A 13,363-nucleotide genomic window follows, 5' to 3' on the forward strand; every position below is an offset into this window, starting at 1 on the left:
TTTATTCTGTTCCTGCCCACCAAAAAATGATACGATAAAAGAGGTACAAACAAAGTAAAAAGGAGAAAATAAATGGAGTTGGGAAGGTTATATTCTGATGCGTATCGCAGAGGAATCTTGTTGGGGGTGTTCTTTTTATTTCCAGTAGCACTGTGTTTTGGATTGATTATTTTTGCGGATGTCGATCGACTAGGCATGCAGATGGGATTGATCGGAGGCGCGTTTTTTGCAGTATTATCGGCTTTTCAATTTGTCTTTAGAAAAGATGGGTTGTATTTGTATGAGAACGGCTTGGAGCTGGTTCATTTTAATCGAAAGAAAGTCCTGATGTACGAAGATATCCGCTATTTTACGATCACTAGCAACTGGAATCTAGCAGGGATCAGTACAAGTTTTATCTCATTTAGAAAATCACCGCATATCGTCATTCGACTAAGGAATGAAAAAATGATCAAATTATTTTTTGAAGCCAATCAGTTTGCAGCAAGCGAATTGGGGAATAAAGTGACGTATGTAAAATCATAGAAAACGAAAAGTAAAACCTGTCGAGAATATAACGACAGGTTTTTTTAGTTTAAATTGAAGAAATAGTATTGTGTTTTTTTTCACAATGCTGAAAATAATTTTTCCTTAAAACTTAAAAATAGATTTGTTCCAAACTTTCGTTGGATGGTCAATATCGTATTTAATTTTAACCGTACTTCCAACGTCACAACTCATAGGTACTTGAATTCTATTTTCAGAGACATATTTTTCCCCATCAGCGGTAAAAGAAACGATTGCCCATTTAGAGTTATAAATCTTCATGACTTCGGGAGCCACAAGAAAGACCTCTTCAATAATACCAGTTGTTTCTTCAGTAGTTGAATGTTTCATTTAAATTTCCCCTTCCTTTTTTATCAACTTTAACTAATGCATATTCAAAAATTAAAAATCGAATTTCCATGTGAGCAATTATCAATGACGGAACTGATGGATCTCCTTTAATAAATCTTCTTTTAGTAAATAATCATTGAATAAGCAAACTGTTTGTAAGCCTAATTCTACTCTAGACTCTTCTTGATTGCAAATTCCTTTTCTGACGTTTAGTACTGAAATAAAGTCATATCGTTTTGAATCAGACGCTTTTACCTCTATAAGATCACAAAAATGTAAAGCAAGATCAAAAAGATTATTTTGCATCAGTAGGAAAATGAGATTTAAATATATTGATATAACTAAGGGATGAATATTGGTAAAATGATTATATTTTTCAGTTTTCTTTAAAAGATTATTTCCAATGAATACTAGTGAGTCCATTGAGAAATAAAATAAAATACTGTTAATCAAATATATATCTAAAAGAAACCATTCATCGGTGGTCTCTAGATAATGCCAGATTCTTGAAACAATAATTTTATCTATGCAAGGAATTTTATCAAGGGGATTTTGCTGCATATTTTGTAACACAGTTAGTACTTCTAAAATCGAATGGACATACCAATTATATTCTTGATCTAAATAGTCGTTACAAGTTGTAACCAATTGTTCAATTTTGTCTTGTTCAAGATTCGATTTGATTGCGATAAATTTTTTTAAGATGTTCCCTTTAGTCATGTCTACTCCATGATTATCTTCCATCAAGTATAAAAATTCTTCGAAGGTCAAATCTAGTTTTTCTAACAAGTAAATGAAATTAGACAAAGTAATATCTGAGTGTCCGTTTTCAAATTTAGATAGCGTTGTTCTCGAAATATGATTGCCACAAACTTCTTTTTGAGAGATACATTTTGCCTTTCTGACTGTTTTATATGTGTTTCCGTAGTTAAACATTTTCTTAATCCTCCTTTAGAAATAATGTAAGTTTTAGACTTTATTTAAAGCTATTCCAAATATAGCTATGTATTGAATTTTATGTGATTGTTTTCACAATTAAAGTGTTATTACGATGAAAGAAAAATGTATTTTTATGGGATGTGAAAAAAGTTTACATTTTGAAAAAATAAAATAATTGTTGTTATTATATTATCATAAAGCAAAGGAGGTGTTCAATCATGGTATATATTATTTGGTTTGTTGGAGGATAAAACAAATGAGAGTTATTCAATTTTTTAAGCTTGAAATAAGACAATATAGCTTACGCAAGAATGGAGGTGATACTATGCAAGAACCAAATATGGACACAAGATCGTTTGTTGAATGTGTTGGATGCTCTTTCTGCGGATTATGTGGGCTATCACTTACACTAGGAACAGGATTGTCAATTGTGAGTGGTAAAGATGGAAAATGGTGGTAATTATCGTTGAGGGTTAAATTTTTAATCAACTAAATAAAGTAGGATATACCTTATTTCAAGTTTAAACAATTGTGTACAGAAAGGAGTTCAAAATGAGTAACTATTTATATTGGAATAAAATTTTAGAATTTGTAGTCCAAAAAAATAATAAAGTTGATTTAACTATTTTTGATGAAGACTATGTATATACAAAAGATAATAAGAGTTGTTCTTTAGACTTCGTAGGATTTGAAATCATAAGTAAGATAGATGGAACTAGAACGAAGGAAGAGCTTATTAGTGAATTGTCATGTAAATACAATGATTCGGTTGGAAATGTTGGCGACATTGTTTCTAGGTTTTTAGAAAAATTCGTTAATGAAATGGACGTGAAACTTTTTGGAAGAGAAATCTGTGAAAAAATAAATGTCTTTATACGAGAAGAAAATACCAAGTATCCGAAAATTGTCTCAATCGAAATCACTAATACATGCAATATAAAATGTCTTCATTGTTATGGAAATTATGGAGCGCTGAAAAAAGAGATGCCAACTTTGGATCAGATAAAGTCATTGTTTGATGAATTAAAAGCTCTGGGAGTAAATGGTATAGAAATTACTGGCGGAGAATGTACGACACATCCAGACTTTACGGAAATTTTAAGACATGCGTATAAGTTGAATTTTGCTTCCGTTTGTATTTTGACAAATGGAATAAATTTAAATGACGCCCAAATTGAATTAATGAAGAAAAATAGAAGTTCTACATCGATTCAAATAGATTTACATAGTTTAGACGATGACTATGTTACTTGGTTTACCAAACGTCCTAATACAACAGAAAAAATCAAAGAAAATATAATTAAGGTAAAGACTGCTGGAATCGTGTTAAGAGTTGCAACTATTATAACTAGAAATAATTATTCTGAATTGCCAAAAATCGGAGAATGGTTGTATGAGTATGAAATTCGAAACTGGGGAATCAGTCCAGTTATCTCATTAGGAAGGGCTCAGTTCAAGAATGATGAGTTAATATTGACTTTGAATGATCAAGTTAAACTGGAAGAAATTTTAGAGAAACTGTACAGAAAATACAAAAATGATATTCGTTTTAATTCTACAAAAGAACATGAGGGAGAAGTTAAAAATTGTGGGGCTATTGTTAACCAAGCGGTCATTGATAGTAAAGGTAACCTGAAAATGTGTACGATGGATACAGGTGAATATTTTGGAGAGCCTTTGGGAAATGTATATAAAACAGCTGTAAAAGGAATATATGATAGTAACGTAGAGTTTTTGGAAGCATTTGCTCAATTAAAATCTCCTAATCCATCCATCAAAGAATGCAAACAATGTGAGCACATTAGATTTTGTGGTGGTTGTATTTTAAGAGGAATTCTAAAAGCAAAAGAAATTGGCGATAAGTGTTTCTGGTATAAGGATGTCGTTAGTCCTGTAATAAAGAAACAATATCCAATTGATATAGCTTAAAATGAGGAAGCGATTCTGATGATAAAAAGTGAAAGAATAAATTTTTTGAAAAAGTATATGGTGAAAAATAAGAAAAATATAGTTATTGGTTTATTGTCCATGATACTATTTTCTTTGATAACCTCTCCGTTATCTTGGATCATTGGTCGTACAGTTGATATGTTATCGTCAACAAATAGAAGCTATGTACAATTACTTCAATTTATTTTAGTTATATTATCTATTCATGTAATCAGCATTCTATTATCGTATATATATCAAATATGTTTTTCAAAAGCCCAACAGAGAATAAATAAAGAACTAAAAGTAGATTTACTTGAGATCGTATTTAATGCTCCGATGAGTATTTTAGAAAAATTTGACAAAGGCTACCTAGTTTCTAGAATTGATGAATCGCAACAGATAAGTTCATTATTAAATCCTGTAAATCTAAGTAGTGTGATTGGAATCTTTAATATATTTTTTTCATTTATCATAATGTTCACCGTTAATTCAAAACTTGCTCTTATGAGTATGTTGATTGTTCCAATTTGCTTTGTTATATCCGTGAAGAGTACAAATAAAATTCAATCTGGTGCAACAGAAATACAAGAAGCAAGTGGGAAAGTAAGTGGAAACATATTTGAAGATTTTAATCGAATTGAAAATATAAAAATATTAAATATACAAAATACTAGGATAAGTAATATAATGAATAAAATGGACAAGTTATTAAAAAAGACAATTCGTCAGACACGATATTTAATTAGCTATTTACAATTATTTTCTCTAACAAATAGCTTCATAACAGTTCTTATCTTAGGAGTATCTGGTGTTTTTATTATAAGAAATGAGATGACTATTGGTGGGTACACAACATTTTCACTATATTTAAGCCAGATTTTACCAGCTATACAAGGATTATCAAATATAAGCATTACTTTAAAACCGACAATAGTAATAATTGATAGAGTTTTAGAATTATTTTCATTACCAAACGAAAATATAGGAATGAAAAAAATTGAAACTATAGATACTATTTGTTTTTCTAATGTATCTTTTAAATACTCAGGTCAGAGTCAATTGTTTTTAAATAGATTAAATTTAAGTATTCAATCAGGCGATAAAGTTTTAATCAGAGGGAAAAACGGAGCAGGTAAATCTACAATATTGAAATTAATATTAGGAATTTATAACGTTACTGGTGGAGAAATAAAAATCAATGGGATGCTAAGTACGGAACTTGATAAAATAAATCTCAGATCTAAGATAGGAATGGTGTCACAGAACATCGAGCTATACAAAGGGACTATTTTGGACAACATTTTATATGGCTGTGAAACATCTTCTGAAGAGAATGTTTTTACTATAATAGAAAAATGCAATTTAAAGAACTATTTTGAAAATTTTCCAGAAAAATTAAATACAGAGTTATCTGATTTAGGAAATGGTGTTTCAGGCGGTCAGGCACAAGTAATAGCTTTTTTGAGAGCTTTGATTGGGGAAAAAGAGTTACTAATATTTGATGAGGCAACATCAAATATTGATCTGAGAACTAGACAATTAATATTTGATGTTTTAGAAAAAAATTATTTTTCTAAAACTGTTTTGATTGTTTCACATTCTGATGAGAAACTTTCATTTGTTAATAAAATAGTTCAACTATGAGCATGAAATTAAAGAAACATATGAGTAGTTGAGAATTTCTAAATAGAATATATATGGAACGGACCTATTGCTTTGATCAAGTAATAAGTCTGTTTTTTGCTATTCATAAAAATATTTTCATTTTCATTTTCAAATTTGCAAAATTTTTACGTCACAAAGAAATATTTGATAACTATAAGGTATGTAAATATGGCAAAATGGGAGTTGAGGAGACTTGATATATGTGAAGGTAAAAACAAGGTAAAGGGGTTTGGGAAATGTCAGGAATCAAAAGCAGTGTGACCGTTGCAGGCGGCATCTCAGCACAGTTCAGTCAAGCAGCAAGCGGTTTTTCATCTGTGAATGAGGCGGTGAGCAAGGCCGAACGCACGACGGTCAGTGGCAATAGTAACGCAAAAAATAGCTTAGCGAGCATTCATAGTCGTGGTCAGCGCGTGTCCAATGCGATCGCTCGTGACGGGAATAATATTTATTCGGTCGCAAAAGAATTCAGCGAAATCGATCAAAAAATCAAAAGAAGTTTCGACTTACCACTGTTTTCTCCAAATCTTGGAGGTGGCAGTCGTTCATGAGTGAAGAGAGAGAATTAAAAATCAATCAACAGTTAAGGAAAGTAAGTATTGATCAAGAAGATAAACGGCGTGAGATTCGAGAATTAGAGGATTTGGAATCAGATTATTTTTCGATCCATCAACAGGAGCAACGCTATTATCAAGACTTAATCGGCAATAATCAAGGTTCGCGTTATACAGGTCATTTTATGGAGCTGGATAACGAAGCTAACCGCTTACACCAATACGAACGCCAACGCCTAGAAGATATAGCTGAACGTTTAGTAAGTGAGGAAGTACAGCTGAGAGACAAAGAAGAGGAATTATACGCTGAGAGAACCCAGCTGTTTGCCGAAGGAGACGAAGCGGAGGACAAGCGCTATGGCTATTGATTTTTATGTAGGTGAAGTAAAATCTCAAAGTGCCGCTGCTAAACAAATGGCAAATGAATATATTCAATTTTGCGGAACATTGAAAGATAGCGTCAATGCTTTTATGAATGCACCACTTTCCAGCAAAACTTACGATTCAGCGAAACTTTATTTTTCAGCAGTCTATCCATCTTTGGCAAGTGGGTTTATACTAGCATGTGAGGCTTTAATTGAAGCCCATAGTAAATTCCCAGAAGAATTTCAATCATCTGTAGATACATGCGATGTGATCGAAGAACAATTAAAAGCAGAAATCGCACAAGGACAAGCCTTACTGCAAAATATGGCACGCACGATGGATAAAGAAAAAGAACCCAACCAACGTATGGAACAGCGCTATATGGGCGTACAAAGCTCAATTCAAAAGAATGAAGAAAAGCTACAGAAATTATACGAGTTTAATGCAAGCTCACCGAATTTATTTGCGGATTTTGAAGCACAATTGGCTAATTTAGATGCAGGATTGGCGGAGGTTGAAAAAGGTGCAGCATGGAATCCGACTTCTGGAACGTTTGAAGTGTCTAGGATGAATTTAGCATGGACGAAACCGATTGGGAAAGCTTGGGCTAAGAGAGAATTAGATAAATCTTTTAGAAATAGAAAAATCGGCTGGGCAAAATCTGAAAATGATAATTCTTTTGATATCAATGAAATAGAAACAACGTTGTTTAGCTTCTTTTCCCCTATAATTTCTCCATTCTTAGGGTTTCAATACAATATGGATAAAGATTATTATTATACAAATAAGCATTCTATTCAAAGTATGGGCGGATTCATGGATTTATTTGATGAATTTGGACCTTATCTAGGAATGGATCTCGATACAGAAGTGAGCCTTTTTAATGCGAATGGAAAAGAGTACCGTTTACAATTATGGAAAGGGACTTATGGGTTTGGGGAAGCATATGGAGCAGAAATTGGTTTATATTATAAAAATCCAGAATCAAGTGATCTAATTACCCAAATTCAGACGGCAATACCAGATTGGTATGCTTGTGTGGAAGAAGCTGATCAATTGAAAATGAAACAAACAGTTTATGATGTTAATACTAAAGAACAGTTACTTACCAATGATACAAGAGATTATGCAGAATACGGTAAACATTTTTGGAATTTAGTAATCAAAACAGATAGTGGAATTAACAAAGAAGCTTTAATGACACATTCTGAGATAGAAGTGCCCGATGTTAAAATGCGAAAAGCAATGCTTGAAGCTTTGAGAAAAGAAAAAGATATAAGGAATGTCAGAGAAAAAGGGGATGTAATAGAATTCACATGGAAAAATTAAAAAATTTTTTTTTCATCAGTTCATTATTACTACTATTAGGAGGTTGTTCAAGCTTGGATAATAAGTTTCAAGATAAAGAAACTGCCAAACAATTTATCACATCAAAATTGGAAAATAAATATCATGAAGAATTTGTTTACAAAAAAAGTGAGACAGAATATTTCAAAAAATATCCAACGAAACGCATTTATATGGGGACTTTTTCACCTAAAGAGAATACTTCAAGAGTAGTAGAAGTTTGGGCTAGTAATTCTGGTGAGATCAAAGATAACTATGCAAGCTATTTTTATCAGGACACAATTGATCAAAGAACGAAAGATTTGTTGAAAGATAAACACTTTATAACAAGTTCAGTTATTGAATTTGTGGGTGGGAAAACGACTAAAAATTTTACAGACAGCACAGAGTTTGAAGAATATTTTCAAGAAACGGAATCATTTTATGAGGTGGAAATAGAGTTAAGAAAAAATTTATCTGATGAAGAATATGCTTCTGAAATTGAGAGTATTCTTCATTCACTTTATGAGCCACTTAATCACTTCTATTTAAAAGTAAAACAAGATAACAAGTTGATTTTTATGTATGAGTTTAATAAAGAAAAAAAATCTTTATCTAAAACAGAAATTTTAGAAGATTTAAAGAATCAAAAAGAAGAGCGTGAGTATATGGAAGAAGTATTTTCAAGTATGTCAGAATCAGAATAGTTATTAAGACATACCTTTATAGGGGAATAACGAGGCTAAGCGCTATGAGTAATGATTTTTATGCAGGTGAAGTAAAATCTCAAAGCATCGCCGCCAAACAAATGGCAAATGAATATATTCAATTTTGCGGGACACCGAAAGAGAGGGGCAATATTTTTATGAATGCACCACTTTCCAGCAAAACATACGATACGATGATAACTTTAAATTTAGCAGATGATAAATATTTACAAATAAATAGTGAAAATGATGGAGAACAACGCTATTTTCATGATGAAACAACTATAAAATATCTAGATAGCAAGAGAGAGATTATTTTATTTAAAGACTCTTTGCATGAGGGACTTGAATCCTTAAAAAATATGTTATTGCTTTCGTTAAATAATGAATTACCAGTTTCAGAAAAAACTTTTTTAACTGGTGTCGGATATGAATGGAATATCTATTATCATAATTTAGATGAATTTTCTGAAGAAGACCCTACGGAACTGTATAGTCTGTGGTCAGTCTCACCAGAAATTGGTAGTGCTTCTTGGATATACAATAGAAATTCACAAATATTTTTTGAAATTAGCCCACAATATTTATGGGATTTTATAGACAGTAATGTAAATGAGGAACAAACCTCATTTGAAGAATTTATGGAATCATATACGTTTGACGCACAATTTAGTTTAGACAGAAAAGTTTGTATAGAAATGGTGAAGATTTTAGAGGGATTTTTGAGTACCGTTGAGTTATAGAGTGTAAATATGTTTTTATGGAGTTAAATGAAAATTCTCTGTATCCCTCTCTCTAAAAAGAAAATCTTCATGTGTAGGTGGCCTTTTACTGTTAGCCTTGAGTCCAGTGATAATAGCAATTGGAGCTGCTGCAAAAGGCTAATAGATCTGGAACTATTGTGAATGCTTTTGGAAGTATTGGTAGTGGGTAAGATGCTCTGAAACATCCAAAATGGGGTTTATAAAGAGGTTCCGTACCATTCCAATAAAGGTAATTCTGTTAAAAGTAAAAAAACAAAAAATGGACAATCAGCATTGGATAACTCACTTCCAATTGATGAAATTAATACTCCACGAAGAATCGGAATAAGCGATGGAGAATTTGTTGTTCTTGATAAAACAGTTGATGGGGTGTTCCAAGGTCATGTAAGAACGTGGAAGGAACTTAGTAATGAGATGCAAGCAATTCTTAGAAAAGCTAAACTAGTTAATAAGAAGGGGAAGATTTTATAATGCAAATGAAAAAAAAATACCCACTATCTTTAACTAAGCAAATAATTATCGACATACCTTTCGATGAAATAGAAAATGGCAAAGTTTATGCGTATGATGAATTAATCATAAAATATATCAACGGCGAAGATGAATATATTTTATTTAAAGATTTTGTAGTCACTGGTTTTAATTTGATAGAATCTCTTTTTCAAAAAGCTTTGGCAAATAGTTTAAAAATTGACCATTCAAAATTTCCTAAGGGCATCGGTTATGAATGGGTAGTTATTTCTCATGCAATTGCGGAGGAAGAGATAGAATTAGAAGATATAACAAGTCCTTACAGATTATGGACTACTCCAAGTTATTTAGCTAGATCTACATGGATATATAATGATGGGGAAAAAAGTTATATTGAAATCAGCCCAGAATATCGTTGGGATTATAATGATCCTGAGGAAGGGGAATGTTTTGAATCTTTTGATTCTTTCGTAGAAAGATACGATTGTTTAGAAAACATTGAAATAGATAAAGAAATTTTAGAGGAAATTCTAAATGAAATAGAAGAAGTAGCAAAGAAAATATATTATTAGTTAGATTTATAAAAGTTTTGAAAATCATTTATTGACTTTAAGTTTTATCTTTTTCAATATATTACTCTAGATACCAAATGAAGTACAAAAAAATTTAGTGTCGAACAGCTGTAGAATTGAAAACAATTTTGTATTTTGAAGCAAATGAGTATGAAAGAGCGTGTAAATCAAACTGATTTAGGAGTTTGATTACACGCTCTTTTACCATCACAATTTCTGCGTAGCATTCTTTTTCACTAATCGCAGCAACACAGAAGCCACACCAACTGTAGCGACTGCTGCAACGATTGCTTCAACCACACCGCTAGTGAAAATAACCGTCAAAATACCAGTATAAATCGCTGCACCACTGACACCAATACTTTGCGCATAAGAATCTTTAAATAAAAAGTAAATCAAGTTCATCACGAGAATTGTATTCGTCGCAGAGCCTAAAAAACCTGCAATGAACAAACTAAAAGGTTGAGAACTGGGTTTATTTTTCGTTATTTTCTTTAATCCCATAAACACAAAATAAGGAACGACCCCTATCAAAATACGTGGAACGATCGCAACAATAATTGCTTTCCAACTTCCTTGATCGGTTCCAATCACAGGTATGAAAGGAGAGAAGACGAAGGATAACGGCGATACGACGATCGTACTGCGAATCATACTGATGATTCCAAAGACACCGCCTAAAAAAGCACCGATCCTTGGACCTAAAACGATCGAAGCGATAATCACTGGAATGTGCATCGTTGTCGCATTGATTGGTCCAATTGGAATAAATCCTAAAAATGGTACTGCCGATAATAGAATTAGGATTGCTAAAAACATAGCCGTTAATGTAAATGTTTTTGTATTTTTCATAAATGACTCCTCAAAATTATTTCGCTAAAATGTCATTGATCTTAGCGACAATCTCCTCAACTGTTGCAAGGGCACCACGCCCGAAATCACCACATGCTAATAACGCTTCACGGGGATCGATCTCTTGATAGCCCACTTCTTTTAGTGTTGCTAAATTTCGTTGCATGATTGGATTTTGATACATATAGGTATTCATTGCAGGTGCAATCACTTTAGGGACTTCTTCTTTTAAAGCCAACGCAACGGTTGAAAGCATATCATCTGCAATGCCATTTGCTAGTTTGCCTATAACATTAGCAGAAGCCGGAGCTACTAAGAAAAGATCTGTCTTCTTTGCTAATTCGATATGGTTGATCTTATCAGGCGTGATTTCTTCCATAACATCTGTATGAACAGGGTTTTTAGACAAAGACTGCAGTGTCAATGGGGTGATAAATTTGGTGCTGTTTGTTGTCATAATCACTTCGACATTGTAGCCTAGTTTAGTGAATTGGCTGGTTAAGTCAGCTGCTTTATAGGCAGATATACTGCCAGAAACACCTAATAAGATAGTTTTCATCCTTGCATCCTCCATTTTTCTTCAACTTTAGAAACGATCAGTTGAGCGATTTCGTTTTTGGTCTGAGCTGTTTCGGTTTGTCCTTTGCCATCGATCAGGATTCCCTGATGTTGGTCGCCGTGAATTGCTTCAAGATCATTTGCGAGTACGAAGTCACATTTGTTTTTCGCGAGGATCGCTTGACCAACCTGAATTAATTCTTCAGTAGAAACACCGACTAACAGCTTAAAACCAACAAGAACTGCTTGCGGTTGTTTTTCTCTAAGCATTGCAATTATTTTAGGGTTTTTCTTCAAAAAAAGCAAGAGACGATCTGTTCCAGAAGGAATCTTTTTTTCTTGCTGGATCGTGTTTCCAATTTCATCTAAACTAAGGTAAAGAGCTTCGGTCAAATTGGTTAAATCAGTTAAGTCGGCATCTTTTACTAGCTTCGCTGCGAGTTTTTCGATAAAAGCATCTTCTGACAAGGTTGTTTCAGTTGTGAAATCACTAACGGCCATGCTATGAATGATTCCGTCAAAAACTTGATGCTCAAACTGATCAAGTAAAGCTGTTTCCAAGTCTTTAGTGGTTTCGATTTCAATAACGGTTAAATTGGAGTCTGGAGTAGGTCGGACAGCTTGGGGAGTAGTCACATAGGTGATGTGGTGTCCCTGAGCTAAAAAGGTTTCACCAATTGCTTTTCCTAAACGTCCAGTCGAATGATTTGTGATAGAACGGACATTGTCGATTTTTTCTGATGTTCCTCCAGCTGTGATTAAAATATTCATGTAAGGTTGCTCCTTTAGTTCATTTTAATGATCGTTCGTCCAATATGTGTACCAGACTGTAGCTGATCTAAGGTTTGCGGTAGTTCTTGTAAAGCTATTTCATTTACGAGTTCATGCTGGCTTACATTTAAATCAGTAGCTAAACGGTGCCAAATCGCTAACCGCTGTTTCATAGGGACATTGACTGAATCGATACCTAAAAGATTTGCACCTCTTAAAATAAAAGGTAAAACCGTTGTGTTTAACTTGATGCCAGCAGCATTTCCGCAGATAGCGATACTGCCGCCATACTTAAGTTGAGGTAGCAGCGCAGCCGTTACGTCACCACCAACAGTATCGATAGCATAATCGATTGTTTGTTTCGCTAATGGTTTGATTTTTTCTGGCATAAATTCATCTAATAAAAGCACATCAGTCGCACCAATTTTTTTCAAAGAATCGATCGCAGATTTTTTTCGACTTAACGCTAGGATATTTTTATAACCTAATTGTTTTAACATAGCAATCGCTAAGCTTCCGACCCCACCAGAGGCGCCTGTAACTAAAATGGTTGCTTCTTTATTTTGAGCGAGTCCGCTATCTTCTAATGCTTGAACAGACAGCGCGGCAGTGAAACCCGCTGTACCAAAAAGCATAGCGTCTTTTAAGCTTAATTTATCTGGCAAAGGAACGATCCAATCGCCAGGTACTCGAGCGATTTCAGCGAAACCTCCTGTATGAGATACGCCTAAACCATAACCTGTGACCAAAACATGTTGCCCTTCCTTAAAGCGAGCGTCTTGGGATGACAATATAGTCCCGCTTAAATCGATTCCAGGAATCATAGGGTAATTACGAATAACGCCGCCATTTTGTTTAACAGCTAATGAATCTTTATAATTAACGGAAGAGTAGGCTACTTTGACGATTACCTCTCCGTCAGATAAATCTGTAAGTGGGATTTTTTCGAAGGTTGTAGTGATCTTTTCATCCTCTTCTTTGACACGAAATGCAGAAAACATATCCATAAC

16 protein-coding genes are annotated in these 13,363 nt (G+C 33.3%); 10 read left to right on the plus strand and 6 right to left on the minus strand.

Features of this window, described 5'->3' with window-relative positions:
• Positions 1-72 precede the first annotated feature (72 nt).
• Positions 73-525, plus strand: a complete 453-nt coding sequence (locus tag A5821_RS00445; protein WP_086312311.1) for a hypothetical protein — start codon at positions 73-75, stop codon at positions 523-525.
• Positions 526-630: 105 nt separating this feature from the next.
• Here A5821_RS00445 and A5821_RS00450 read toward each other — a convergent pair whose 3' ends face one another.
• Positions 631-876 carry a hypothetical protein gene (locus A5821_RS00450; protein WP_086312337.1) on the minus strand — a complete coding sequence of 82 codons (246 nt, stop codon included), beginning with the start codon at positions 874-876 and terminating at the stop codon, positions 631-633.
• Between the two features lie 81 nt (positions 877-957).
• A complete protein-coding gene (locus tag A5821_RS00455; protein WP_086312339.1) occupies positions 958-1,812 on the minus strand; it encodes an Rgg/GadR/MutR family transcriptional regulator in 855 nt (284 codons plus the stop codon).
• 328 nt (positions 1,813-2,140) lie between these two features.
• On the opposite strand from A5821_RS00455, the gene A5821_RS00460 reads away from it, so the two are divergent.
• The 9 genes from A5821_RS00460 to A5821_RS00500 all read left to right on the plus strand — a co-directional run bounded on the left by A5821_RS00460 (position 2,141) and on the right by A5821_RS00500 (position 10,172).
• Positions 2,141-2,275: a hypothetical protein gene (locus A5821_RS00460; protein ID WP_276204495.1), complete on the plus strand. Its 135-nt coding sequence runs from the start codon at positions 2,141-2,143 to the stop codon at positions 2,273-2,275.
• 92 nt (positions 2,276-2,367) lie between these two features.
• Positions 2,368-3,744 (plus strand): radical SAM/SPASM domain-containing protein, encoded by a 1,377-nt coding sequence (locus tag A5821_RS00465; protein WP_086312343.1) that lies wholly within the window; start codon positions 2,368-2,370, stop codon positions 3,742-3,744.
• 18 nt (positions 3,745-3,762) lie between these two features.
• Complete coding sequence (locus tag A5821_RS00470; RefSeq protein ID WP_086312345.1) at positions 3,763-5,391, plus strand: ABC transporter ATP-binding protein; 1,629 nt, start codon at positions 3,763-3,765, stop codon at positions 5,389-5,391.
• Positions 5,392-5,648: 257 nt separating this feature from the next.
• Positions 5,649-5,963 (plus strand): TIGR04197 family type VII secretion effector, encoded by a 315-nt coding sequence (locus tag A5821_RS00475; protein ID WP_086312347.1) that lies wholly within the window; start codon positions 5,649-5,651, stop codon positions 5,961-5,963.
• A complete protein-coding gene (locus tag A5821_RS00480) occupies positions 5,960-6,334 on the plus strand; it encodes a DUF3958 family protein (protein ID WP_086312349.1) in 375 nt (124 codons plus the stop codon). The genes A5821_RS00475 and A5821_RS00480 overlap by 4 nt, the downstream gene beginning before the upstream one ends.
• The gene (locus tag A5821_RS00485) at positions 6,324-7,661 is read left to right on the plus strand and encodes a DUF4474 domain-containing protein (RefSeq protein ID WP_170922918.1); all 1,338 of its coding nucleotides are present in this window, start codon (positions 6,324-6,326) and stop codon (positions 7,659-7,661) included. The genes A5821_RS00480 and A5821_RS00485 overlap by 11 nt, the downstream gene beginning before the upstream one ends.
• A gap of 53 nt (positions 7,662-7,714) precedes the next feature.
• Positions 7,715-8,365 (plus strand): hypothetical protein, encoded by a 651-nt coding sequence (locus A5821_RS00490; protein WP_139844032.1) that lies wholly within the window; start codon positions 7,715-7,717, stop codon positions 8,363-8,365.
• Between the two features lie 44 nt (positions 8,366-8,409).
• Positions 8,410-9,108, plus strand: a complete 699-nt coding sequence (locus A5821_RS00495) for a hypothetical protein (protein ID WP_086312354.1) — start codon at positions 8,410-8,412, stop codon at positions 9,106-9,108.
• Positions 9,109-9,599: 491 nt separating this feature from the next.
• A complete protein-coding gene (locus tag A5821_RS00500) occupies positions 9,600-10,172 on the plus strand; it encodes a hypothetical protein (protein WP_086312358.1) in 573 nt (190 codons plus the stop codon).
• 207 nt (positions 10,173-10,379) lie between these two features.
• Here A5821_RS00500 and A5821_RS00505 read toward each other — a convergent pair whose 3' ends face one another.
• Genes A5821_RS00505 through A5821_RS00520 form a run of 4 tightly spaced genes read right to left on the minus strand, consistent with a single transcriptional unit; the run spans position 10,380 to position 13,360 of the window.
• A complete protein-coding gene (locus A5821_RS00505) occupies positions 10,380-11,024 on the minus strand; it encodes an ECF transporter S component (RefSeq protein ID WP_086312360.1) in 645 nt (214 codons plus the stop codon).
• Positions 11,025-11,040: 16 nt separating this feature from the next.
• The gene (gene coaC, locus A5821_RS00510; RefSeq protein ID WP_086312362.1) at positions 11,041-11,583 is read right to left on the minus strand and encodes a phosphopantothenoylcysteine decarboxylase; all 543 of its coding nucleotides are present in this window, start codon (positions 11,581-11,583) and stop codon (positions 11,041-11,043) included.
• Complete coding sequence (gene coaB / locus A5821_RS00515) at positions 11,580-12,353, minus strand: phosphopantothenate--cysteine ligase (protein WP_086312364.1); 774 nt, start codon at positions 12,351-12,353, stop codon at positions 11,580-11,582. The genes coaC and coaB overlap by 4 nt, the downstream gene beginning before the upstream one ends.
• A 14-nt stretch (positions 12,354-12,367) precedes the next feature.
• A complete protein-coding gene (locus A5821_RS00520) occupies positions 12,368-13,360 on the minus strand; it encodes an oxidoreductase (RefSeq protein ID WP_086312366.1) in 993 nt (330 codons plus the stop codon).
• Positions 13,361-13,363 lie beyond the last annotated feature (3 nt).

This window comes from Enterococcus sp. 7F3_DIV0205, assembly GCF_002141365.2.
In the GTDB taxonomy this organism is placed as follows: domain Bacteria; phylum Bacillota; class Bacilli; order Lactobacillales; family Enterococcaceae; genus Enterococcus_L; species Enterococcus_L palustris.